At 72.9% G+C, this 23,549-nt stretch carries 22 protein-coding genes; 11 read left to right on the forward strand and 11 right to left on the reverse strand.

Annotated features, from left to right (window positions below; all coding sequences use genetic code 11):
- Positions 1–19 precede the first annotated feature (19 nt).
- Together ACFQ46_RS18330 and ACFQ46_RS18335 are read right to left on the reverse strand one after the other, a co-directional pair.
- Positions 20–1,357 (reverse strand): MFS transporter, encoded by a 1,338-nt coding sequence (locus tag ACFQ46_RS18330; RefSeq protein ID WP_380260790.1) that lies wholly within the window; start codon positions 1,355–1,357, stop codon positions 20–22.
- 149 nt (positions 1,358–1,506) lie between these two features.
- Positions 1,507–2,349, reverse strand: coding sequence for an MBL fold metallo-hydrolase (locus ACFQ46_RS18335; RefSeq protein WP_380260791.1), 843 nt, complete (start codon positions 2,347–2,349; stop codon positions 1,507–1,509).
- A gap of 116 nt (positions 2,350–2,465) precedes the next feature.
- On the opposite strand from ACFQ46_RS18335, the gene ACFQ46_RS18340 reads away from it, so the two are divergent.
- On the forward strand, positions 2,466–3,485 hold the full coding sequence (locus ACFQ46_RS18340; protein WP_380260792.1) for a LacI family DNA-binding transcriptional regulator: 1,020 nt from the start codon (positions 2,466–2,468) through the stop codon (positions 3,483–3,485).
- Positions 3,486–3,504: 19 nt separating this feature from the next.
- On the opposite strand, the gene ACFQ46_RS18345 is transcribed toward ACFQ46_RS18340, so the two are convergent.
- Entirely contained in the window at positions 3,505–4,596 is a 1,092-nt protein-coding gene (locus tag ACFQ46_RS18345) for a PQQ-dependent sugar dehydrogenase (RefSeq protein WP_380260793.1), read from the reverse strand.
- Between the two features lie 255 nt (positions 4,597–4,851).
- On the opposite strand from ACFQ46_RS18345, the gene ACFQ46_RS18350 reads away from it, so the two are divergent.
- Together ACFQ46_RS18350 and ACFQ46_RS18355 are read left to right on the forward strand one after the other, a co-directional pair.
- Positions 4,852–5,466 (forward strand): cyclophilin-like fold protein, encoded by a 615-nt coding sequence (locus ACFQ46_RS18350; protein ID WP_380260794.1) that lies wholly within the window; start codon positions 4,852–4,854, stop codon positions 5,464–5,466.
- Positions 5,467–5,560: 94 nt separating this feature from the next.
- Entirely contained in the window at positions 5,561–6,772 is a 1,212-nt protein-coding gene (locus tag ACFQ46_RS18355; RefSeq protein ID WP_380260795.1) for an MFS transporter, read from the forward strand.
- Positions 6,773–6,865: 93 nt separating this feature from the next.
- Here ACFQ46_RS18355 and ACFQ46_RS18360 read toward each other — a convergent pair whose 3' ends face one another.
- Positions 6,866–7,639, reverse strand: coding sequence for a peptidase (locus ACFQ46_RS18360; RefSeq protein ID WP_380260796.1), 774 nt, complete (start codon positions 7,637–7,639; stop codon positions 6,866–6,868).
- A gap of 190 nt (positions 7,640–7,829) precedes the next feature.
- Between ACFQ46_RS18360 and ACFQ46_RS18365 the strand changes: the two genes are divergently transcribed.
- Complete coding sequence (locus ACFQ46_RS18365) at positions 7,830–8,807, forward strand: pyridoxal-phosphate dependent enzyme (protein WP_380260797.1); 978 nt, start codon at positions 7,830–7,832, stop codon at positions 8,805–8,807.
- 256 nt (positions 8,808–9,063) lie between these two features.
- Here the strand turns inward: ACFQ46_RS18365 and ACFQ46_RS18370 are convergent, their stop codons facing one another.
- Positions 9,064–9,924, reverse strand: coding sequence for a DUF4232 domain-containing protein (locus tag ACFQ46_RS18370; protein ID WP_380260798.1), 861 nt, complete (start codon positions 9,922–9,924; stop codon positions 9,064–9,066).
- 125 nt (positions 9,925–10,049) lie between these two features.
- Between ACFQ46_RS18370 and ACFQ46_RS18375 the strand changes: the two genes are divergently transcribed.
- Both ACFQ46_RS18375 and ACFQ46_RS18380 read left to right on the forward strand, forming a co-directional pair.
- Entirely contained in the window at positions 10,050–10,757 is a 708-nt protein-coding gene (locus tag ACFQ46_RS18375) for a response regulator transcription factor (protein WP_328292843.1), read from the forward strand.
- A 1-nt stretch (position 10,758) separates the two neighbouring features.
- Positions 10,759–11,775: a sensor histidine kinase gene (locus ACFQ46_RS18380; RefSeq protein ID WP_380260799.1), complete on the forward strand. Its 1,017-nt coding sequence runs from the start codon at positions 10,759–10,761 to the stop codon at positions 11,773–11,775.
- A 17-nt stretch (positions 11,776–11,792) separates the two neighbouring features.
- On the opposite strand, the gene ACFQ46_RS18385 is transcribed toward ACFQ46_RS18380, so the two are convergent.
- Complete coding sequence (locus ACFQ46_RS18385) at positions 11,793–12,077, reverse strand: KTSC domain-containing protein (protein WP_380260800.1); 285 nt, start codon at positions 12,075–12,077, stop codon at positions 11,793–11,795.
- Positions 12,078–12,410: 333 nt separating this feature from the next.
- Between ACFQ46_RS18385 and ACFQ46_RS18390 the strand changes: the two genes are divergently transcribed.
- The 3 genes from ACFQ46_RS18390 (at position 12,411) to ACFQ46_RS18400 (ending at position 16,588) form a co-directional block, all read left to right on the forward strand.
- A complete protein-coding gene (locus ACFQ46_RS18390) occupies positions 12,411–14,153 on the forward strand; it encodes a SpoIIE family protein phosphatase (protein ID WP_380260801.1) in 1,743 nt (580 codons plus the stop codon).
- 175 nt (positions 14,154–14,328) lie between these two features.
- On the forward strand, positions 14,329–15,750 hold the full coding sequence (locus ACFQ46_RS18395; RefSeq protein WP_380260802.1) for an MDR family MFS transporter: 1,422 nt from the start codon (positions 14,329–14,331) through the stop codon (positions 15,748–15,750).
- A gap of 40 nt (positions 15,751–15,790) precedes the next feature.
- The gene (locus ACFQ46_RS18400) at positions 15,791–16,588 is read left to right on the forward strand and encodes a thioesterase family protein (protein WP_380260803.1); all 798 of its coding nucleotides are present in this window, start codon (positions 15,791–15,793) and stop codon (positions 16,586–16,588) included.
- Between the two features lie 43 nt (positions 16,589–16,631).
- Here the strand turns inward: ACFQ46_RS18400 and ACFQ46_RS18405 are convergent, their stop codons facing one another.
- On the reverse strand, positions 16,632–17,702 hold the full coding sequence (locus ACFQ46_RS18405; RefSeq protein ID WP_380260804.1) for a cell wall-binding repeat-containing protein: 1,071 nt from the start codon (positions 17,700–17,702) through the stop codon (positions 16,632–16,634).
- 230 nt (positions 17,703–17,932) lie between these two features.
- Here ACFQ46_RS18405 and ACFQ46_RS18410 point away from each other — a divergent pair, with 230 nt between their 5' ends.
- On the forward strand, positions 17,933–19,132 hold the full coding sequence (locus ACFQ46_RS18410; protein WP_380260805.1) for an MFS transporter: 1,200 nt from the start codon (positions 17,933–17,935) through the stop codon (positions 19,130–19,132).
- 68 nt (positions 19,133–19,200) lie between these two features.
- Positions 19,201–19,878 carry an SDR family NAD(P)-dependent oxidoreductase gene (locus ACFQ46_RS18415; protein ID WP_380260806.1) on the forward strand — a complete coding sequence of 226 codons (678 nt, stop codon included), beginning with the start codon at positions 19,201–19,203 and terminating at the stop codon, positions 19,876–19,878.
- A 9-nt stretch (positions 19,879–19,887) separates the two neighbouring features.
- Here ACFQ46_RS18415 and pdxY read toward each other — a convergent pair whose 3' ends face one another.
- From pdxY to ACFQ46_RS18435, 4 genes are all read right to left on the reverse strand, one after another.
- Positions 19,888–20,739 (reverse strand): pyridoxal kinase PdxY, encoded by an 852-nt coding sequence (gene pdxY, locus ACFQ46_RS18420; RefSeq protein WP_380260807.1) that lies wholly within the window; start codon positions 20,737–20,739, stop codon positions 19,888–19,890.
- Positions 20,740–20,829: 90 nt separating this feature from the next.
- Positions 20,830–21,138, reverse strand: a complete 309-nt coding sequence (locus ACFQ46_RS18425; RefSeq protein WP_380260808.1) for a hypothetical protein — start codon at positions 21,136–21,138, stop codon at positions 20,830–20,832.
- A gap of 96 nt (positions 21,139–21,234) precedes the next feature.
- Positions 21,235–23,154 carry a heavy metal translocating P-type ATPase gene (locus ACFQ46_RS18430; RefSeq protein WP_380260809.1) on the reverse strand — a complete coding sequence of 640 codons (1,920 nt, stop codon included), beginning with the start codon at positions 23,152–23,154 and terminating at the stop codon, positions 21,235–21,237.
- A complete protein-coding gene (locus ACFQ46_RS18435) occupies positions 23,151–23,537 on the reverse strand; it encodes an ArsR/SmtB family transcription factor (RefSeq protein WP_380260810.1) in 387 nt (128 codons plus the stop codon). The genes ACFQ46_RS18430 and ACFQ46_RS18435 overlap by 4 nt, the downstream gene beginning before the upstream one ends.
- Positions 23,538–23,549: the final 12 nt, after the last annotated feature.

A 23,549-nucleotide genomic window follows, 5' to 3' on the forward strand; every position in this document is an offset into this window, starting at 1 on the left:
GCGGTTGCGGAAGTGGAGTTCACGGCTGTCCGACGCCGCGGTGTCCCACGGTGCGGTCGACGGGTTCCCCGGCCCGGGCGGCCGTCTCGAGGGACTCGCCGCCGGACGTGACGTCGAACTCGTTGCTGCGGGGCCGGCGGAACGTGACCCCGCCGACGACGAACCCGATCGCGGCCAGCACCCCCAGGGCGATGAAGGTCCCGTGCAGGTCGGACCGCAGCAGCGCGGGGGTGATCGCCGCCAGCAGGGCGGCGGAGACCCGGGCGATGGCGACGATGGTTCCCTGCGCGGTCGAGCGCAGCGTCGTCGGGAAGGACTCCTGGGTCCAGATCTTCATCATGCCCTCGAAGGCGACGCTGTTGCCCAGGCTGGCCATGAACAGCGCGACGACCATGGTGGTCAGGGTGAAACCCGCGAACGCGAGCAGGAAGTAGCTGGCGGCGACCACGACGGCGCCGGCGGCGAAGAAGGTGAACCGCCGGTGGGTGTCGACGAAGCGCATGTAGCCCAGACCGATGACGAGCGAGGCGACGAGGGAGATCAGGGCCCACCGGTTGAACGTGGCCACGTCCGCGCCGGCGTAGGTGGTGGCGATGAAGGTGTTGAACTGGCCCGTGGTGTTCGCCCCCAGGTTGGTCAGGCCGTAGAACAGCACCAGGGCGACCATCGGCACGCCGTACCGGCCGCGGAACAGGTCACGGACCCGCGCACGGTCCGGCGACGTCCCGATCCCGCCCGCCTGCTCCTGGCGGCGGGCCTCGACCCAGGCCCGGGACTCCGGGATGCTCAGGCGGGCCAGCAGGACGACGAGGGCGACGACGCCGACGTGGGCGAACATCAGCTGACCGCCCGGTCGTCCCCACGCACCGATCGTGGAGGCCAGACCGATGGCGACGATGATGCCGACCAGCCAGAGGGTGTTGGACAGGACGATGAGCTTCCCGCGGTTGGTGTCGGCGGCCGCCTCGGCGATGGTGGCCAGGGAGACGGGGAGGTCCGCGCCGACGCCGAGGCCGATGAGCACGATGCCGGCGAGGAGGACGGAGAACGTGCTGCCGAAGGTGGTCAGGGCGCTGCCCGCGACGATGAGCGACATCGTCGTCAGGAACACCCGGCGGCGGCCGAGACGGTCCCCGAGCCGGCCGCCGACCAGGGCGCCGACCGCGACGCACAGCGTGAGGACGCCCGACATCAGACCGAGCTGGTCGCCGGTGATGCCGGTGCTCGGCTGGTAGATCACCAGCGCGATGCCGGTGGAGACCAGGGCGGCGGAGTCGATGTAGGAGGCCATGCCGGCGACGACGCCGACCCGCCAGGGGTTGGGGGTCTTCGGCCCCGGGTGTGCAGCAGTGGACACGGGTGTTCTCCGTTGAACGAGCACCTGCGGACCGGCACCGGGTCGGCCGGCGGGTGCGAGCGAGGTTTCACCGCGGTCGGGGACCGCGGTCGGTCCGGTCGACGGGTGGCGTCGACCGGTGGTGCTGCGGGACGGGGTTCGGGACGCGCTCAGGCGTCGCGGGTCCGCTCGATCCGGGTGGGGTCGTAGACGATGTTGGCGTTGTCGTCCACACCGGCGCTGGTGGTCGTGCCGCCGACCCGGCGCGCCAGCACACCGCTGACGCCCATGAACTCGAACGGCACCGCGTCGTCGGTGCCCCGGCGGATGCGGGTGCACAACGCGTCGAGGTCCGCGAGGAGGTCGACGGAGGTGTCCCCGCTGCCGTGCGAGACGTGGACCCGGTCGTAGAGGCCGGCGGTGTCGCGGCGCAGCCGGGCCAGTGACTCCTGGTACGCGCGGACGGAGGAGGCCTCCTCGTGGAAGAGGAACGTCCGCTGGTTGGCGGCGTCGCCGGTGATCAGCAGCCGGTCCTCGGCCACGAGGAACACGGTGGAACCCGGGGTGTGACCGGGGACGGCGAGCGAGCGCACGTGGACCCCGCCCAGGTCGAACACCTGACCGTCGCTCAGGACCTCGAAGGCCTGGGGGTCCGGGACCGCCGCGGTGAGCCGTCCTTCCTGCCGGGCCGCGTCGAGGACCTCGGCGGAGAGAGCTTGGTGGGCGCGCAGGACCGGCGCGTCCAGGGGGCTCATGCGGACGTCGTCGAACCCGGCGGCCCCGAAGGCGTGGTCGAGGTGGCCGTGGGTGAGGAGCACGGTCAGCGGTTTGTCGCTCAGGCCCTTGACGAAGCCGGGGAGGTCACCGACGCCGAAACCGGTGTCGATGAGGACCGCGCGCTCCTGACCTTCCACCAGGTACATCAGCACGTCGAGGCGGTCGGTGATGCGGGTGGTGTAGCGGGTCAGGCGGACGGCGCTGAATTCGGGATCGAGCTGCTGCGTCGGAGCCATGTGTCTCTCCTCGTCGATGTGACACGTGTAGCGCATCGTGAGCCACACGTGTCACCCATGTCAACTACACTGAGCCGTCCAGGTGTCGAGGACGACGGATCGGTGCAGGCGGACGGATGAGCAGGGTCTCCAGTGAGGACATCGCACGCGCCGCCCAGGTCTCGCGCGCCACGGTCAGCTACGTCCTCAACGACCGTCCCGGTCGTCGCATCAGCGCGGAGACCCGTCAGCGGGTCCTGCAGACCGCCCGATCGCTGGGGTACGTGCCCAACCCAGCGGCCATGGCCCTGCGGTCGGGGCGTTCCGACATCGTGCTGCTGCAGGAGAACGCCTGGATCCCCGGGCCGGACCAGGACGTCCTGCCCCTCGGTTCGACCAGCGGCCTGCTCCGGGACGCGGTGGCCCGCGAGGTCCGGGCGTGGGGCATGACCCTGGTCTCCGCCGGAACCGGTTTCCCGCTCGGCCACGCCCTCACCCACCTCATGCCGACCCTGGTCCTCGCCCCGGCCGGCCTGTCCGAGGTCGATCGCGACGCCCTGCGTCGGTCCCGCGTCCCCTGGTACGAACCCGCTCCCCCCGAGGGGTTCCCGGAGGCCGGCTCCGGGGGCGAGGCGATGAGCTTGACCGCGTCCCTGGCGCTCGCCCAGGTCGAGCACCTGCGCGAGCGCGGCCACCGCCGCATCGGCTACCTCAACACCTCCGTCGAGGCCGTGCGGGACATCGCCGAGCAGCGCGAACGGGCCGTCCGCCAGGCCGCCTCCGCCGTCGGGGTGGAGTGCGACCACCGGGTGCGGCTGGGGCCGGTGGAAGACGCGTTGCCGGAGTGCACGGCCACCCTCGAGCAGTGGATGGCCGACGGGGTCACCGCGGTGGCCTGCTTCAACGACCTCTACGCCGGTCTCGCCGTGAAGGTGCTGCGCCAGAGGGGTTCGAGGATCCCGGACGACCTCGCGGTGCTCGGGGTCGACGACGAAGCCATGTCGTGGATGCTCGAACCGCCGCTGTCGACGGTGCGACTGCGCATGGCCGAGTTCGGAACTCACCTGGCTGCGTGTGGTCGAGCCGTCCTGGACGGTCACCCGCTGCCTCCGCTGCCCGCGGGTCTCACTCCGGTCGTGGCGCGCGCCACCACCTGAACCCGGGAGCGTGGCCGCTTCAGTCACCGCTCACGCGCAGGACGCGGTCGTCGCCCGCCGACGGTCGTCCGCGGCCGTCGGTGTTGTTCGTGAGCATCCACAGGCTCCCGTCGGGGGCGACGACGACGTCACGCAGGCGGCCGTGTTCTCCACCGAAACGTTCCGTGGCGTTCCCGAGGTTGTCCAGCGGGACGTCGCGCAGCCGCTGACCACGCAGGTTGGCGATGTGGATCGCCCCGTCGGAGACGGCGATGCCGCTGGGACTGGCCTCCTCGGGTGCCCACTGCTGCACCGGGTCGACGAAACCCTCCTGTCCGGCCACGCCCTCGACGGTCGGCCAGCCGTAGTTCCCGCCGGCCCGGACGACGTTGAGCTCGTCCCAGGTGTCCTGCCCGAACTCGCTGGCGTAGAGGGTTCCGTCCTCGTCCCAGGCGATGCCCTGCGGGTTGCGGTGGCCGTAGCTCCACACCGCGGACCCCGCGAACGGGTTGTCGACCGGGATCGAACCGTCCGGGGCGATGCGCAGGATCTTGCCCGAGAGGGAGTTCAGGTCCTGGGCGCTGCTCCGGTCACCCGCGTCCCCCACGGTGACGTAGAGCATCCCGTCGGGGCCGAACGCGATGCGGCCCCCGTTGTGGTAGCCCGCGGCGTCGAGCCCCGCGAGGATCGTCTCGCCCTCCCCGAGGGAGAGGTTCCCGGGCTCCCCGGTGAGTTCGTAGCGTTCGACCCGGTTCTCCCCCTCGCCCGTGGAGTACGCGAAGAGGTCCCCGTCCAGGACGGCGATGCCGAGCAGCCCGCCCTCACCACTGCCCCCGACGCCGTCGACGACCCCGACCTCGCGGGTGGTCCCGTCGTCCGCGATCTCCAGGACCCGGGCGCTGTCGCGTTCGGTGACCAGCGCGGTCCGCTCGTGGAACGCCAGGGACCACGGTGCCTCGAGGTCGGTGCTGACGACCTCGACACCGCTCGCTGCGGTCCCGGCCGTCGACGGCGGGCCGGCGGGAGTCGCGCTGGTGCAGGCGGTCAGCCCGAGGAGGGCCGCGGCACCGACCGCCGCGAGGGCGCGCAGGCCGGAACCGGCGATCGGTTCGCGGGCAGGAGGTTTCGCCACGTTCGTCCTTCTTCCGATGAGGGGGACCGGGACCGGGACCCTCGTGGCCCGGACCTCACGCTACGACGTCGACCGGGGGAGGCGGGGGTTCCTGGGGTGCCCTGTCAGTGCGCCTCAGAGGAGGAACTCCTCAGGGGACGTGCTCGTGGTGCGGGGTGTGGCCGGATCCGGTCCGGACGGAGGGTTTCCGGTCGAACGGTTCCCGGAACCGTCGGGCACGACGGTGGCGAGGGACGACGAAGGGGAGACGACAAGGTGAGCACGCGGATCGACGACCGGCGGACCGGGACGACCAGGGCCGCTCGCGGCGGCGGAGCGTCTGCCGTGACGGGCCCGCGGGTCCTGCTGATCGCGGTGGTCCTCCTGACCGGTGTGGCGGTGACCTCCTGCAGTTCGTCGCCGACCGCGGCCCCGGCCGGCGATCCGGTCACCGGACCGCCCAGCAGCTCGGCGGACAGTTCGGCGGGTGAGGCCGACACCGCGACGCTTCCCGCCACGACCGACGTGGTGGGCACGGTCGTGCGCTTCACCTCCCCGCGGACGAGCGTCGACGTGACGATCGGGGAGGACAGCCCCGCGACCCGGGACTTCCTCTCGATGCTGCCGTTGACGCTCCCGGTGGAGGACCTGGCGGGGCGGGAGAAGATCAGCTACCTCCCCCGGGAGCTGGACCACGCCGGGTCCCCGGGCTCCGATCCCGAGGACGGCGATCTCATCTACTTCACCCCCTGGGGGAACCTGGGGTTCTACTACGACGCCTCCGGCATCGAGTACGCCGACGACACGCTGCACCTCGGGACCTACCAGGCCTCGGCCGAACAGCTCGAACTGCTGGAGGGCGGTGCGGTGAGCGTCGACGTCGTGCCGTGACCTGCACCACCGGGCCGGTGTCGTCTCCTGAGGTGCCCTGACAGGGAACCCTGGAGCGCGGTGGACGCGGGACGTCCACGGCTACGGTGGGTCCGTGCCTCGACTGCGAACCCGCGGAGCCCGACGGAGTTCCCCGGCGACGACCCCTGCGGAGGGTTTCCCCCTGACGGCGCTCCTGGTGATGGCGGTGACGGGTTTCCTGCTCATCGCCACCGAGACGATGCCCGCCGGGCTGCTCCCGGAGATCGCCGCGGGGATGGGGGTGAGCGAGGGGTTGGCGGGTCAGTACGTCAGCAGTTACGCCCTGGGAACCGTCGTCTGCGCCGTCCCGGCCGCTGCGCTGACCCGTGGGGTCGGACGCCGGAGGGTGCTGCTGGTCACGGTCGGGGTGTTCCTGCTGGCCAACTCCGTCGTCGCGGTGTCCGGCGACCTCGTCCTGACCCTGGTGATGCGTTTCGTGTGCGGGGCGTGCTCGGGTCTGCTGTGGGGGATGCTGGCCGGCTACGCCCGGCGGATCTCCTCGCCCGCCTCGGCGGGCCGGGCCCTGTCGATCGCCTCCCTGGGAACTCCGGTCGGTCTGGCCGTCGGTACCCCGTTCGGTTCCTGGCTGGGGGCTTCGTTCGGCTGGCGGTGGTCGTTCCTGCTCGCGTCCGCGCTGGCCCTGGTGATCGTGGTGGTGGGTCGGTTCGTCCTGCCCGACGCGCCCGGAGGGCGACCCGAGGCGCAGCTGCCGTTGCGGCGGGTGCTGCGCATCCCGGGGGTCGCGCCGATCCTGGTCGTCATCCCCCTGTGGATGCTCGCGCACAACACGATGTACACCTACGTGTCCGCGTACCTGCGGGCGGTCTCCGTGCCGTTGTCGGTGGACCGGGTGCTGGTCCTCTTCGGGGTCTGCGCCCTCGTCGGTCTCCTCCTGACGGGCGCACTCATCGACCGGGCGCTGCGGTCGCTGGTCCTGAGCAGCCTCGTGACGTTCCTCCTCGCCGGAGGCGTCTTCCTCGTGGCCGGGGGTTCCCGGGCTGCGGTGCTCGCCGCCGTCGTCGCCTGGGGTCTCGCCTTCGGCGGCGCGGCCGCCCAGCTGCAGACGGCGATGGCCCACGCGGCGGGGGAGAACGCCGACGTCGCGAACTCCTTCATCGGGGTGGCCTTCAACCTCGCCATCGCTGGCGCCGGGGTCTTCGGCGCGGTGCTCATCGGCGGTGGCTCGGCCGGTTCCACCCTGCCCCTGCTCATGGTCGTCCTCGCGGGCGCGGCGCTGCTCGTCGTGGCGCTCGCGCGCCGGCACGCCTTCCCGGCGCGGGGTTGACGCGACGACAGCCGACCCCCTGAGCGCCGCCGGGTCCGCGCGTCCCCTCCGGCGCGCGGACCCGACGGTGCTCCGGTCGGCCGGAGCGGTGGGTCAGCCGCGGGGGATGGACAGCGACAGGGTGTAGGTGGCACCCGACGGGATCTGCAGGTCGAGGCGGTAGGAACCGTTCTGCGGCAGGGTGATCGTCGCGCGGCCCTGGCCTTCGCTCATGCTGGTGTGCAGCGGCGATCCGTCGGGGGCGACCAGGGACCAGGTCCCCTTCCCGGAGATGTCCTGGAACGTCACGACCGCGCGCTGACCGGCGGTGGCGTCGAAGTGGAAGTGCGCGGCACCGGTCGTGCCGACCCCACCGGTGATGGTCGTCGACGTCGTCCCGGGAGCGAAGCGGATCTTCTGGCCCGCGGCGGTCTGGGCGGCGCTCGTCGCGGCCGTGCCCGACGCCGCACCACCCGACGTCGCTGCGGGGATCGCGACCGACAGGTCGTAGCTGGCGGAGCGGGTGGAGACGATGTCGACGTAGTACGTGCCGCTCTCGGGCAGGCGGTAGGTGAAGTCGCTCTGGCGCGGGCTGTGCGCGTTGTGCACCGACGGTCCGGTCGGCCCCACCAGGGTCCAGGTCATGGCCGACGTGCTGCGGGAGAGGTGGAACGTCGCCGTCTGCCCGGCGCGGGCCTGGAAGGTGTAGCGACGGTCGCCGTTCGCGGCGACCTGACCGCTGACGTGGGCCGAGGTCGCGCCGTGGGCGAAGTGGATGGGCGTGGCCGTGGGAACGGTCGGGGTGGAGGACGCGGACGCAGCGCCGGCGCCGGCGATCCCGGCGGCGGCGACGAGTGCGGCGGCGGCGACGGTGATCTTCGTACGCATGGTGTTTCTCCTAGGACGGTTCGGTCCGGGGACCGGTGTCGTGGTCGCCGTTGCGGCCACGTCCAGAACGTTAGGGATCCGGTGTGGCACCGTGGTGTCGGCGCCGACACCGTTCCGGCACCGCGTGTGTCGAGTTCGACACACGGCCCACGAGGTCGACGACCGCACAGGTCGTCACGGAGGAGACGCGGTGCCCGAGCACCTTCCCGCCACGGTCCACCAGCCGGTCGTCCTGGGATCCTGGCCGACCCCGTTGGAACCCGCGCCGCGCCTCGCGCAGGCCCTGGGTCTCGGACCGGAGGACCTCTGGGTGAAGCGCGACGACCTCGTCGGGCTCGGGGGCGGCGGCAACAAGGTCCGCAAGCTGGAACACACCCTGGGCGCCGCCCTGGCGGCCGGGGCCGAGGCGGTCGTCACCAGCGGAGCTCCGCAGAGCAACCACGCCCGACTGACCGCGGCCGCCGCGTCGCGCCTGGGTCTGCAGGCGGTGCTCGTCCTCGAGGGTGACGAACCGGCGGAGGCGCGCGGGAACCTCCTGCTCGACGCCCTGCTGGGCGCGCGCATCGTCTGGGCGGGCGAGGTCGACCCGACGACGCTGGCCGCCCGCGTCGAGCGGGAGGCGGAAGCGTTGCGCGAGAGCGGTACCCCGACCGAGGTCATCCCCTTCGGAGGGTCGAGCGTGGTCGGGGCCCGCGGCTACGTCGCCGCCGGGGCGGAACTGCTGACCCAGGCGCCCGACCTGACCACCGTCGTCACCGCGATCGGTTCCGGAGGCACCATGGCCGGGCTGGTGCACGCCCTCGGTGTCGACCGGGTGCTCGGGATCGACACGGGAGCGGTCCAGGACGCGCAGGCCCGGGTCTCCGACCTGGCCCGCGGGTTGGCGCGGGAGGCGGGCACCGCGGACCCGGGACGGCCCCGGATGCGCCACGACCAGGTCGGCGGGGGCTACGGCGTGCTCACACCGGCTGTCGCGGAGGCCGTCGCGCTCGTCGCGCGGACCGAGGGCATCGTGCTCGACCCCGTCTACACCGGACGCGCCGCCGCGGGTCTCCTCGCCGCCGTCCGGGCCGGCGACGTCGGGGCGGGCGAGCGCACGGTGCTCCTGCACAGCGGTGGCCTCCCGGGACTGTTCGGCCACCCCCAGGCCGTGGACCTGGTGCGCTGAACGCGGTCCCACCGAACGGGCCCGACCGACGCCGCACGTCGCGACGGACCGCCACCAGGGTTTCCGCTCGCTGGCCCAGGCGGTGCCGACGGCCGGGAGCGGGGGACGTCAGACCTGGGCCGGCGCCGACGCGCGGACCCTGGAGGACATCTCCGAGGCGGCGCAGCAGGCGCAGGTCGACGCGCAGGTCGTCGCCGCCTCCAAGGGCAGTCCTCGAGCACCCCCCGGTGAGCCCCCGCCGCTGCGGAGGAGGGCTTCAGACGCCCGTGTAGGGGGACTGGGTGAGTGTTCCCTGGTCGCAGACCGGTCCGGCCGACCACGGGACGGCGATCTCCGCGATCTGGTCCGGGGGGATGACGCGCAACGAGGTCGGGACGGCCTCGCAGTCGCCGACCGCGGGTTCTCCCACGGCGGTGTTCGCCGTGGTGGACCAGCTGATCGTCGACCGGGCGGAGCGACCGGGCGTCAGGGTGACCGTCGAGGTGGCCGTGCCGGAACGGACCTGGCGGGAGAGGACGGGGACACCGTCGCTGCGGCCCAGGGAGATCCCGCCGAAACCCCGGACGCGGCAGGTCAGCTCGCTCGTGTTCGTGAGGACCACGGTCGCCGTGGAGGTCCCGGTGCCGGCGGTGACGTCGGACACCTCCCCGACGAGCTGGGCGGTCGTGCACGAGGTCACGGGTGCGGACGCCGTGGGCGCGGGGCTCGGGACCGAGGGTGGGGTGGACCCGGTGGGGCCGGGTCGCGTCGGAACAGGTTGCGTCGGGACGGATTGCGTGGGAACGGCCTGCGACGGAACGGCCTGCGACGGAACGGTCTGCGACGGGACGGGTCGCGTCGGGATGGGTGCCGTCGGACCGGGGTTCGTCGGGGACGCCGCAGTGGGGGCCGGCGGGGTCGTCGTGGGCGCCGCGGTCGACGTCGAGCCGCCCGTCGGTGCCGGTCCCGCCACGACGGGATCCCCACCGCCCCGGGGCTGCTCGATGGCCACCCCCACCTCCGGTGCGTGCTGGGAACCGGCCGGCTCCACCGTGAGGTCCACCCCGGCCGAGCACCCCGCGAGCGCCGTCAGCACGGTGAGGCCGACGAGGACCGGGAAGGAGGAGGGGCGCCGCACGTCGCCATCCTAGGAACCGCGGGGACGGCGCGGGAGCGTGTGTCAGGACGGACACACCCGCCACGACCTGGACACACGTCGTCCCGGTCGCCGTCGGGACCCCCGCGACACGGCATCATCGGGGGGTGCCGACCATCCTGCTCGCGGACGACGAGACGGCCATCACGGACAACCTCGCGCCGCTGCTGCGGCGGGCGGGTTTCGAGGTGGTCGTCGCCCACGACGGGGAGGAGGCGTTGAACCGCCTGCGCGCCGGGGCCCCCGACCTCGTGGTCCTCGACGTGATGATGCCCCGCCTGGACGGGCGGGCCGTCCTGCGCCGGTTGCGCGAGGAGCGGTTCGCGACGCCGGTCATCCTGCTCACCCAGGTCGGGGAGTCCAGCGAGCGGGCGATGGCCCTGGAGGAGGGCGCCGACGACTACCTCAACAAGCCGTTCGACCCGCAGGAACTCATGGCCCGCATCCGTGCGGTGCTGCGCCGCCGGGAGGGCGGGGGAGGTGGCGGTCTCGGGCAGTTCCAGCGTCTGCGCAGCGGCAGCGTCCTCCTCGACCGGGTGTCCCAGCGCGTGTGGAAGGACGGCCGGGAGGTCGTGCTCACCCCCCGTGCGACGGCCCTGCTCGCCTACCTCATGACCCACCCCGACGAGGTGATGACCCGCGAGCGGCTGCTGGAGGCCGTGTGGGGGTGGAGCTTCCAGACGTCCACCCGGTCCGTGGACACCCGCATCGCCGAACTGCGGCGCGAACTCGAGGACGACTCCTCCGCCCCGAAACTCATCAGCACCGTCCTGGGCACCGGCTACCGGTTCTCCGGACACGTCGAGAAGGCCTGACGTGACCTCTGCACCACCCGTCCGCACGTCCCGGAAGGAACGGGTCCTGCTGTTCCTGCCGGCTCTCGTCCCGTTGGCGCTGGGTGGTCTGGCCCGGCTCGCCTGGGCCGTCGGGTGGTTCTCGGGCGGGGACGACCGCGTCGTGGTCCGGGCCGGCGCGCGACCCGGTGACTGGTCGCTCTTCCTGGGTGCGGTCCTGTCGACCCTGCTGCTGCTCCTCCTCTGGGGGGCGCACCGGCAACGGGTCGCCGTTCTCCGCGCCGCGGAACACGAAGGTGCCCGCGTCGCGGCTCAGGCCACCCGGGACCGACAACTGCTGCTGGGGCGCCTCGACCACGAGCTCAAGAACCCGCTGACGGCCATCCGGTTGGCGCTGGCGAACGTCAGTGCAGACGATTCCTCTGCACCGCAACGGGACCGGGGACTGGGGAGCATCGACGAGCAGGTTCTGCGCCTGAGTCGCCTGACGGCCGACCTGCGCAAGATCGCGGACGTGGAGACCAGTCCGCTGGCCCGTCGTCCCGTCGACCTGACGGCGTTGCTGGAGGAGGCGGTCGAGGTGGTCGGGGAACAACCCCGCGCCGGGGGGCACCGCATCAGCCTGGACCTGCCGCGGGCCCCGTGGCCGTTGCCCCTGGTTCCCGGTGACGAGGACCTGATCTCGTTGGCGTTGGTGAACCTCGTCGACAACGCCGTCAAGTACACGCCCGTCGGGGGGCGCGTGGAGGTCCGGGGTCGCGAGACCCCCGAGGGGGTCCTGGTGGAGGTGGCGGACACCGGGCAGGGGATCCCCGCGGCGGACCTGCCCCACGTGTGGGACGAGTTGTTCCGCAGTCCCTCCGCCCGGGTGGTGGCGGGCAGCGGGTTGGGGTTGCCGTTGGTCCGGGCGGTCGTGGAACGTCACGGGGGCACCGTGTCGGCGCAGAGCCGGGAGGGGGAGGGGACCGTCGTGCGGATCCTGTTCCCCGTCGCCGAGAACCAGGTGGTCGCGCCCACGCGGAACTCCGTGGAGGGGTGACGCGGAACCCGCGGACGTCAGGGCTGGGCGACGGGGGTGCTGTCGTGGGCGGTGACGAGGACGCCGACCCGGCTCCAGGGGTTCGGGTCGAGCATCGCGCGGAACAACGCCGTCGGGACGTCGTGGTAGTCGTGGAGTTCGCCGGTGTGGAAGGCGACGCGCAGCGTCTGGGTCGCGGGGTCGTAGCCGACGGTGTGGACGGTGTCGCAGACCACGTCGTGCACCTGCGGTGCGTCGCCGTGGAGGGCGTCGTGGGTGAGCATCGTCGTCTCCTCGGGAGTTCCGGCCGAACGGGGGGACACTAGCGGTCATCGTCTGCGTGGATGACCTGGTTGACAAAACTTATGCACTCGGTACCGTTTGGGCTCGACCCGGGCGCGAGAGCTCGCGCTTCTCCTTCGGGGGATGGGGATGCCGCGAGAGCTCTCGCGCCCGGGTCTAACGCCCCTGCCGGCGAACCGGTGCCGAAGGCCTCCCCGGCGGACCGGTCCGTCCACGCCGCCGCAGCCGTTGCTGCCGAGTGGTCGGTGTGCTGGAGTGGTGGGCGCGCGGATCCCTCGGCCCGCGCCCGGGCCTGGGAGTGGATGATGTCTGACGGGCAGTCCGAGCAGCCGGGACCAGGGTTCTGGTCCGCGGTGGCGAGACTCGGTCTGGTCCTCAGCGTCGCCTCCACCGTCGAGCAGGTCGTGACCTCGCTCATCGACCTCGGCGTCCCGGCGTTGTCGGCGGCCGGTCTCGGGATCATCACCCGCGCCCAGGACGGTGGCTGGCAGTTGGGGGCCAGCACGTCCTTCGGTTCCGTCCTGCGCGCCCGGTTCGACTACGAGCCGTACGACAGCCCGCTGCCCGCGTGTCGCGCAGCCCGGGAGGACGTCGACTTCTTCCTGCCCGACCGGGCGAGCGCCGTCGAGGTCCACCCGCGGATGGCCGAGGTGGTCGACCTCACCGGACGGCCGCGGTGGGCGCTCCTGCCGCTGCGGGTCGGTGCGGAGGTGGTCGGCGCCCTGGCCGTCTCCTGGACGTCGCCCGCCCCGTTCACGGAGGACGAGGAGACGGCGCTGCGGATCTTCGCCGCCCACTGCGCCCCCAGCGTCGAACGGGTCCTCGCCGGCGAGGTGCAGCGGCGCTCGAACCGGGAGACGGAACAGCTCGCCACGGTCCTGCAGCGAGGGGTGGTCACCCGGCTCCCCACCCTCGACGGACTGGAACTGGCCGTCAGCTACCGGCCCTGCGCCGACGGCGCCGCCATCGGGGGGGACTGGTACGACGTCTTCGCCCGGCGCAACGGCGACGTGGTCGTCGTGGTGGGCGACGTCGCCGGCCACGACCAGGTGGCGGCGTCGACCATGATCCAGCTGCGCGCCATGCTGCGGGGGATCGCCTGGGACAGCGACGACGGCCCGGCACCCCTGCTGGACCGCCTCGACCGGTCGACGGCCGCCCTCGAACCGGGCACCACCGCCACGGCCGTCCTGCTCACCCTGACCCGCCGGGCGGACGCGGGTTTCGACGTGCGCTGGGCGAGCGCAGGTCACCCGCCCCTGCTGCTGCGCCGTCCTGACGGCGTGGTCGAGGTCCTCGGGGGCCACGACGATCCTCTGCTCGGTGTCGACTGGCCGTCGCCGCGCCGGGGGCACCGTCGGCTGCTGTCACCGGGGACGACCCTCGTCGCGGTCACCGACGGAGCCCTGGAGACGCGCGACCACACCCTGGCCGTGGGGGTCGACCACCTCGCGGCCGCTCTGGGCACCGCCGCGGACGTCGGCGCAGGGCCCGGCACCGTGGCGGAACGGACGCGCGACCACCTGGAGGGCTCGACGACCTCCCCGCGTCCGCCCGGGGGGCCGGAACCGCGGGACGGCTCGTTCGACCCCGTGGACGACCGGACGGTGCTGGTGGTCCGCGCCCTCCCGACGGCGGTCGTCCCGGGGAGTTCCGGGGACGGCGACACCTCCCGCGCCGGGGATTCCGGCGTGGACGGGGGCAGGACGAGCCGGGTCGTGCTGCTCCGGCCCGAGGCCGCGTCGGCACCGGTGGCACGTGCCCTCGTCCGGTCGCTGGCCACGACGGGAGGGTGGGGCGAGGACGACGTGGACACGGCGGAACTCCTGGTCAGCGAACTGGTGGCCAACGCCGTCATCCACGGCCGCAGCGACCTGCGGCTGACCGCCTCGACGACGGCCCACCGGTTGCTGGTCGAGGTCGAGGACGGCAACGAACGGATGCCGGTGCTGCTGCCCGACGACGCGGCCGCCCTCTCCGGCCGCGGTCTGCACCTGGTGCAGAACGCCTCGGACGAGTGGGGTTGCCGTCCGGTCGAGGGCCACGGGGCCGCAGGGAAGGTCGTCTGGTTCGCGCTGGACCGGGGGACGCGGTGACCCGCTCCCGCTGAGGAGCCGGAACGTCGACACCTTCCCATCCGCCAGCTTCCTGCCCGACACCGTCCCACCCGTCACCGAGCCGGGTGCCGCCGCACCTCGTACGGTTGCCCCCGGCACCCGTCGTCCGGCGGGCCGGGGCGGTACGCCCCGGGCCGGACGGAGGAGGAGCTGGATGACGTCGGCGACAGCGGCGGGTGTGGGTTTCCGCTCCGAACGGGGACCGGTGCTCATCGCGGTCATGCTCTCGACCGCCCTCGTGGCGATCGACTCGACCATCATCGCGACCGCCGTGCCCTCGATCGTCCGCAGCATCGGGGGTTTCGCGCAGTTCCCCTGGCTGTTCTCGATCTACCTGCTGGCGCAGGCGGTCACGGTTCCCGTCTACGGCAAGCTGGCCGACCTCTTCGGCCGCAAACCGGTCATGCTCTTCGGGATCGGGTTGTTCCTGCTGGGGTCCGTGCTCTGCGGATTCGCCTGGAACATCGGGGCGCTCATCGCGTTCCGGGCCCTGCAGGGGGTCGGAGCCGGTGCGGTGCAACCGATGTCGTTGACGATCGTGGGTGACCTCTACACCCTGGCCGAACGGGCCAAGGTCCAGGGCTACCTGGCCGGGGTGTGGGCCGTCAGTTCGGTCGTGGGGCCGACGCTGGGTGGGGTCTTCTCCGAGTACGTCAGCTGGCGCTGGATCTTCTTCGTGAACGTCCCGCTCTGCCTCCTCGCCGGAACCGTGGTGTGGCGGCGGTTCCACGAGACCGTCCGGCGCAGCCGGCCGCAGGTCGACTACCTCGGAGCCGCCGTGCTCACCGTCGGCCTCACCCTGCTCGTGCTCGGCCTGCTCGAGGGCGGCCAGGCGTGGGCGTGGGACGCGCCGCCGAGCCTGCTGGTGCTCGGCCTCGGCGTGGTGTTCCTCGTGGTCTTCGTGCAGGTCGAGCGGCGCGCCGCCGAGCCGGTGCTCCCGCTCGGTCTGCTGCGGCACCGGTTGATCACCGCGACCAGCCTGGTCTCGGCCTGCGTGGGCGCCGTGCTGCTGGGCCTCACGACCTACGTCCCCACCTACGTCCAGGACGCGCTGGGGGCCGGCCCCCTCGTGGCCGGGTTCGCGCTGGCCGCCCTGACCATCGGGTGGCCGATCTCCGCCTCGCAGGCCGGTCGGCTCTACCTGCGCATCGGGATCCGGGCCACCGCGCTGATCGGGTCGCTCGTCGTGCTCGCCGCCTCGTCGTCGTTGCTGCTGCTGGACGCCACCTCCAGCATCCTCCAGGTCGCCCTGACCTGCTTCGCCATCGGACTGGGGATGGGCGTCACCGCCGCCCCCACGCTCATCGCCGCGCAGTCGGCGGTCGGCTGGGAGCAGCGCGGCGTCGTGACGGGGGTCAACATGTTCTTCCGCTCGCTGGGCAGCGCGGTCGGCGTCGCGGCGTTCGGCGCGGTCGTGAACGCCACCCTCGGGGTGGCCTCCCTCGAGGGTTCCGGGGTCGGGGCGGGTCCGTTGACGCAGGCCGTGCACCACGTCTTCCTCGCGACGGTGGCCGTCGCCGTGCTCCTCCTGGTCGCGGTCGTCTGCATGCCGCGCGGAGACCGACGGCCCGGCTGAGCCGGGGCGGGTTCCGCTGCGGGGTCTACGATCCGTCGTCGTGACCACCGCACCGGGGACCCCTGCCTACTTCGAGAGGGTCGGCGCGGCAGCGTTCCGGGCGACCGAGCACGTCGGTGGTGGGTGGCGGGAGCACGAGCAGCACATCGCCGCGGCGCTGGGGTTGTCCGTGCACGTCGTCGAACTCGACCGCGACACCCGACGGGACGACGGCCTGGTCCTCGGCCGGCTCTCCTTCGACATCCTCGGCACGGTGCCCGTCGACGTCGTCGACGCGAGGGTCAGCGTTCTCCGGCCGGGCCGGACGATCGAACTCGTCGAGGCGTCCCTGGCCCACGACGGCCGGGACTTCCTCCGGCTGCGGGCGTGGCTCCTGCGGCCGGGCGACACCGCGGAACTCGGGGGAACCACCCTGCCGCGGATCGCGCCCCCCGAGGAGACGCCGGCCTGGGACGTGACCTCGGTGTGGCCCGGTGGTCTCGTCGCGTCGCTGGAGGTGCGCCGTCGACAACGGGAACCCGGCCGGGCGAGTTCCTGGGTGCGGACCGCGACGGCGCTCGTGGCCGGCGAGGAGGTCAGCGCCCTGGCCGCCACCGCGGGGTTGTTCGACGTCGCGAACGGCATGACCGTGCGGGCGGACCCGCGTGACGTCGCCTTCCCCAACATCGACCTCACCGCCCACCTGTTCAGGGTTCCGCAGCGCGGGTGGCTGGGTTTCGACACCTCGGTGTCGTTCGGCGCCCACGGCATCGGACTGACCAGCAGCGTCCTGCACGACGAACTGGGGCCCTTCGGAACCCTGGCCCAGGCCCTCACGGTGCGGCCCCTCCACGGCTGAGCCGCGGCGGCGGGGTGGCCCCGGTCGGGACCACCCCGGTGGATCACGAGCAGTTGGTCAGGAGCGATTCCGGGGTCACCGAGGTGGGGCCACCCAGGACGATCTCGCTGCTGATCTGGCTCGTGGAGACGTAGTCGTACAGGGACACCGGGGTGCACGCCTGCGGCAGCAGCAGCATCGGGGCCTGGTTCAGGGCCGCGACCGGAACTCCGGCGAGCGCGTCCGGGAAGTTCTCCCCGGTGGCGATGACCGCGGTGGTGGCGTCGGGGAAGACGCTCGCGGCGACGGCCGCCGCGGTGTCGTAGCGGTCGGCCCCGGCGAGGCGGGTCATCGCGGTGGCGTCGCTGACGTGGGCGGCGAGCTGCGTGGCCACGCCCTCGCTGACCGACGTGGGGCCGCCGACGACGACGGCGGCCTGGAACGTCTGCCCGTTCAACCACGAGGCCACGGGGTCCGGTAGGGTCCCGGGCTCGGTGATCATGAGAGGAACTCTGGCGGCGGCCGCCGCGGCTCCGCCGGAGAGCGCGTCCGGGAACGTGTCGCCCCGGGTGAGGACCACGCCCTTCGCCGCGGGGAAGAACTTCTCCGCGAGGTCGACGGCCGTGTCGTAGCGGGTCGCACCGGCGATGCGTTCGACGGTGGCTCCCGAGGAGGCCGCGGTGATCGCGGCGAGGGTCGTGTCGGAGATGCGGTCGGTGCCGCCGACGACGTAGACCTTCGACGGGGTGAGGCGCGTGAGTTCCGCGGCGGTCGCCGCGGGGAGGGAACCGGCCTGGGTCAGCAGCAGCGGCGCGTCCAGGGAGGCCGCGGCGGGTCCTGCGGTCAGGGCGTCGGCGGGGGCCTCACCGCTGGTGACGAAGACGGCCGAACCGGCCGAGGGCTGGAAGGAACCGCGGGCGATGACGGCGGCGGTCTCGTAGCGGTCGGCGCCGGCTGCGCGGACGAGGCCCACGTAGGGGAACGGGGTGCCCACCTTCGGGACGGCCGTGTGCGTGGCGCCCGAGACGCCGGGCTCCGGAGCGGCGGCCTGGGCGGCGGTCCCCGTGAGGGTGCAGGCTCCGAGGAGCGCCGCCCCGGTGAGGGCGGTGAGGGTGAGGCGACGCGCGAGGCGCATGGGGTTTCTTCCTTCGTTCGCGATCGAGCCGGGGGCGACCTCGCCCCCGGTTGATCGTGAAACTAGGACACGGTCCCGTTGAGTTGCTCGAGGAAACCGGATGTTCACCCGGTCAGCGGAACGGGTGGGTGCAGCCGGTGCAGCCTGGTGCGGACGCAGCGGTCGACGGAGCCCGGATTAGGCTCGCGTCGGTCACGCTGACGACGGCGGACCAGGAGGAGCAACGCCCCGTGCCCGCAACGCCCCCGACCACCGTGAGTCCGCTGCGTGCCCGGAGTGCCGTGGTCACGCTGTTCCTCATCGCCGGCGCGGTCATGGGTGGCTGGTCCGGGCGGATCCCGACGATCAAGCACCAGCTCGGTCTCAGCGACGCGGGGTGGGGACTCGTGGTGCTGGCTCAACCGGCGGGGACGTTGCTCGCCCTGCTGGTGCTGACGCGGGTCATCTCCCGCACCGGCCCGCGTGCGCTGGCCCTGCCCGGGGCCGTGCTGCTGCTCGTCATGGTCCCGCTGGCCGCGGCCTCGCCGTCGCCGGCGTTCCTGGTCCCGGCGCTGGCGCTGCAGGGGTTGGCGACGGGTCTGCTGTTCAGCCCGATGAACGCCCTCGCCGTCACCGTCGAGCGCCGCTACGGCCGCAGCATCATGTCCTCCTTCCACGCCTGGTTCAGCGTCGGGCAGCTGGGGGGTGGTCTCGCCGGGGCCCTCGCCGGTCACCTCGGGACCGATCCGTGGGTGCAGATCGCGATCTGCGACCTGGTCCTCGCCGTCGTCCTCTGCGTCACGGCGACGGCCCTGCCCCGGGGGGCCGAGGCTCCCCCCGTCGGGGGATCCGGGCCGACCCCCCGGAGGGCACGGCCGACCCGGCAGATCCTCCTGCTGGCGGGCCTCGCCCTCCTCGCCGCCGTCACCGAAGGCTCTGCGGTGCAGTGGAGCGCCCAGTACTCCGTCTCGCTGGGCGCCACCGTCGCCACGGGTTCCCTGACCCTGGTGTGCTACTCGCTGGCGATCGCGCTGACGCGGTCGTTCGGGGACCGCCTCGTCGACCGCTTCGGCCGGGTGCGGTTCATCCGGTTCTCGGCGACGGTGACCGCGACGGGGGTGCTGCTGGCCGTCCTGACCGGCTCGGTCCCCCTGGCCCTCGTGGGTTTCGCCCTCGTCGGTCTGGGGTGCGCCTGCGTGTTCCCGACCATCATGGGTCTGGCCGGGAACCAGCCCGACGTGCCCGCCGGACGGGCGGTCGCGCTGGTCAACCTGGGCGAGTGGCCGGCGTTCTTCCTCGGGCCGCCGGTCGTCGGCCTCGTCGCCGAACTGTCCTCCCTGCGGGTCGCGCTGGGCCTCCTCGTCGTGACGTCGGCGTTCGTCGCCGTCCTCGCCGGTCGGATCCGTGTCCCCGAGCCCGCCCACGCGGGCGGAGTTCCCCGGGAGCGGTGACGCCGGCGTCCCCGGTGTCTGCATCCCGGTGACGCCGACCAGGACGGCCCCGGGGATACCGTGCCCCCATGGACCTCCAGTTCCGCGACCGCGTCGTCCTCGTCGTCGGGGGGAGGGGCCTCATCGGTGCGGCCCTCACCGACCGGCTCCGCACGGAGGGGGCCACGGTCGTCGTCGCCTCCCGGAACCCGGGCGAGGGGGTGGTGCTGGACGGCACCGACGACGCGTCCGTGCAGGCGGGGGTGGAGGAGGTGCTGCGGACCCACGGCCGCATCGACGCCGTCGTCGTGACCGCCGCCCCCTCGGCGCGGACCCTCGACCCCGAGCGCCGGTCCGACCCGGCGCAGGTCCTGGAGGCGTTCGAGGGCAAGGCGATGGTCTTCCTCCGGATCGCCAACGCGGTGGTCCCGACGATGCGTGCGGCGGGGTTCGGCCGCATCGTGGTGGTGAGCGGGCAGAACGCCCTGCTCACCGGCAACATCACCGGTTCGGTGCGCAACGCCGCCACCATCGTGGTGGCCAAGAACCTCGCGGACGACCTGGCGGGGACCGGGATCTCGGTGAACGCCGTCAACCCGGGTCTGGTCACCGCCGACCCGCAGGCGGCCGTGGCGGTCGGCGCAGCCGGGGAGTCGACGCCGGAGCAGGTCGCCGACCTGCTCGCGTTCCTCGCCTCCCCGCTCAACGCGGTGACCGGCGAGTCCATCGCCGTCGGTCACCGCGTCCGCGGGGTCACCTCGTTCTGACCCGGGCCGTCAGCGCAGGCGTTGCGCGCTGAACTGCAGGCGGGGTTCGGCGAAGAACCGCTGGGCCTGGACGATGAGGAGTTCCCGGGAACCCGCGGTGTAGGTCGCCTCGATGAGGTCGAACACCGACGAGGCCGTCCGTTCGAGGGCGAGGGCGGCGTCACCGGTGGCGCGGTGGTGCGCGGCGAACAGCGCCGCGGTGACGTCACCGGAACCGTTGGCCTTGAAGGGCAACCGCGGGGTCTGCACGATCCACGCCCCCTGCTCGTCCACGACCGCCATCTCGAGGGTGCCCTCCTCGGCGTCGGGACGTTCGACGCTGGTGATGAGCACCGTGGACGGGCCCATCGCCCGGGCCAGGTCGGCGGAGGCGAGGGTGCTCTCGATGGTGGAGGGCTCGGTGCCGGTGAGGTAGCCCAGTTCGAACTGGTTCGGGGTGATGAGGTCGGCCGCCGGGACGACGCGGTCGCGCAGCAGTTCGGGGATCTCGGGGGCGACGAAGCAGCCCGACCTGGCGTTGCCCATGACCGGGTCGCAGGCGTAGATCGCCGTCGGGTTCGCGGCCTTGACCCGGCGCACGGCGTCGACGATCACGTCGCCGATGCCGGTGCCGCCCTGGTACCCGGAGAGGACGACGTCGATCTCGGGGAACACCCCGCGTTCCTCGATGCCGGTGATCACGTCGGCCACGTCCTGGGCCGACATGACCGGACCCCGCCAGGCGCCGTACCCGGTGTGGTTGGAGAAGTTCACGGTGTACACCGGCAGGACCTCGACACCGATGCGCTGCAGCGGGAAGACCGCTGCGGAGTTGCCGACGTGGCCGTGGGCGACGGCGGACTGGATGGAGAGCACCTTCATGCTCTCCATCCTCGCGCATCCGGGGGCGATGGGCTCAGCGGCGGCCGTACCCGCCGTCGACGGGGAGCGTGACCCCGGCGACGACGGTGCTCAGCCCGTGGGCGGGACGTGGCGGGCCAGGAATCCGTCCGCACCCGGTGCGACGTGCCAGACGCGGACGTCGCGCCCGCCCGCGTCGCCCATCTTCTCGTGCACGAGCGCGATGTCCCCCGTGAGGTTTCCCACGCCCACCACCTCGTGGCGGTGCGGGCCGTGGGAGACCTGGAAGCACACGTCGCCGCAGAACTCGTCCAGGGAACTCGGTGCCCGGGAGGAACCCGCGTGGACGATCTCGTCCACGGCGTAGTCCTGCCCGGAGATCACGGCCTCGGAACGGGTGGTGGAGCTCGACTGGTCCATGGGGTGAGCCTGCCTTCGTCGGCCGTTCTCCGGGGTCCCGGCGTCGGCCTCAGTGTGGCCCACGGAACCCCTCGGCGATAGAGGTCGTGCCAGTCCTCACCGCCGGTCGTCCCAGGCCGAGCGTCGCAGCAGGCGGAGCCCGTTCAGCGCCACGACGACGGTCGACCCCTCGTGGCCGGCGACGGCGAGCGGCAGGGGGAGCGAGCCCAGCAGGTCCCAGAGGACGAGGGTGGTGATGAACGTGGCGGCGATCACCAGGTTCGCGACGACGACCCGGTGCGCCCGCCGGGAGATCGCGATCAACGCGGGGACCGCCTCGATCTCGTCGTGCACGACCACGGCGTCCGCGGTGTCGAGGGCGAGGTCGGAACCGTGGCGCCCCATCGCGACGCCGGTGGAGGCCGTCGCGAGGGCGGGGGCGTCGTTGACGCCGTCCCCGACCAGCAGGACCCGGTGCCCGGAGTTCTGCAGCTCCTCGACGATGCGCGTCTTGTCCTGCGGCAGCAGCCGCGCGTGCACCGCGGTGATGCCCGTCCGGGCGGCGACGTGGTGGGCGGTCCGGTCGTCGTCGCCGGTCAGGAGGTGGACCGGCGCCCGGGTGAGCGCGGCGGCCGCGTCGACCGCTGCCGCGGACGCGGGGCGGATCGTGTCCAGGAGGGTCAGGGTGCCGACCGGGGTCCCGTCGCGGCGGACGACGACCACGGTCCCGGCGACGTCCGGGGGAACCTGCGTGGTGTCACCCCGTTCGACCGTGATCTGCGCACCGTCGATGATCCCGGTGACCCCGCGTCCCGGCAGGGCGCGGAAACCCGTCGCCGCCGGGACGGGGAGTTCCGCGGCCGCCCGGCGCACAGCGCGACCGAGGGGGTGCTCGCTGAACTGCTCGACGGCGGCGGCGAGGGTGAGGACCTGGTCCTCGGTGAGGTCTCCGAGGGAGTTCACCGCGCTGACCTCGGGAACTCCCTCGGTCAGGGTCCCGGTCTTGTCGAAGGCGACCAGGTCGGTGCGCCCGACGTTCTCCATGACCGTCGCCGACTTCACGAGGACACCGTGGCGACCCGCGTTCGAGATCGCCGCCAGCAGCGGCGGCATCGTCGCGAGGACGACCGCGCACGGCGAGGCGACGATCATGAAGGTGATGGCGCGCAGCAGGGCCGCGTCGAGGGGTTCGCCGACGAGCAGCGGGATCCCGAACACCAGCAGGGTCGCGACGACGACGCCGAGGGAGTACCGCTGCTCGACCCTCTCGATGAACAGCTGCGACCTCGCCTTGGTGGCCGAGGCCGCCTCGACCAGGGTCACGATCCGGGCGACCACCGAGTCGGCGGCGGCCCGGTCGACGCGCACCGTCAGGGCGCCCGTCCCGTTCACCGTTCCGGAGAGGACCTCGTCACCGGGGCGACGCACGACCGGGACGGACTCACCGGTCATGGCGGCCTGGTCGACCTCGCTCACCCCGTCCACGACGGTGCCGTCGGCACCGATGCGTTCGCCCGGTCGCACCAGGACGAGGTCGGCGACGACGAGTTCCGCGACGTCGACCTCGCGCTCGACGCCTCCCTCCAGTCGGGTGGCGCGTTCCGGCGCGAGACCGAGGAGCGAACTGACGGAGTCGGCGGTCCGCTGGGTGATGAGCGCCTCGATGGCCCCGGAGGTGGCGAAGATGACGATGAGGAGCGCGCCGTCGAGCACCTGACCGATCGCGGCGGCGGCGATCGCGGCGACGATCATCAGCAGGTCGACGTCGAGCGTCTTCTCCCGCAGGGCCTGCAGCCCGGCCCGGGTCGGTTCCCAGCCCCCCGAGAGGTAGCAGAGGAGGTAGGCGGTCCACCACGACCAGCCGGGGGCGCCGGCGAGCTGCAGACCGCCGCCGACGAGGAAGAACCCGAGGGCCACCGCGGCCCAGCGGACCTCGGCCAACCGGACACCGGTGCGGAAGATCGACCGCGGTCGGGGCAGGACGCGCCCGGTCCGCTCGGGGGAGGGAACCGGTGCGGTGGTGGTCGGCAGGCTCATCGTGGGCAGCCGCCCTGGGCGGGGGAGTCGTCCACGCCGGCGCGTTCGTGCGCGCTCTCGGGTTCGAGGGCGTGCTCGGCCTGGAAGACGGCTTCGGCGACGAGCCTGCGGGCGTGCTCGTCGGTGAGGCGGTAGAACACCCGGTTCCCGTCCTGGCGGGTGCTGACCATGCGACCCCACCGGAGTTTCGCGAGGTGCTGCGACACCGCGGTGGGGGGCTTGCCGATGATCTCGGCGAGGTTGTTCACCGACAGCTCACCGGCGCGCAGGGCCAGGACGATCCTGATCCGCGTGGTGTCGGCGAGGAGCGAGAAGATCTCGGCCGCGAGGGTGACGTACTGGCTGTCGACCCCGAGGCTGCAAGCCTGCGCATCTTCACTCATGCGCAGATGGTA

The organism is Kineococcus sp. GCM10028916 (assembly GCF_042674865.1).
GTDB lineage: Bacteria > Actinomycetota > Actinomycetes > Actinomycetales > Kineococcaceae > Kineococcus.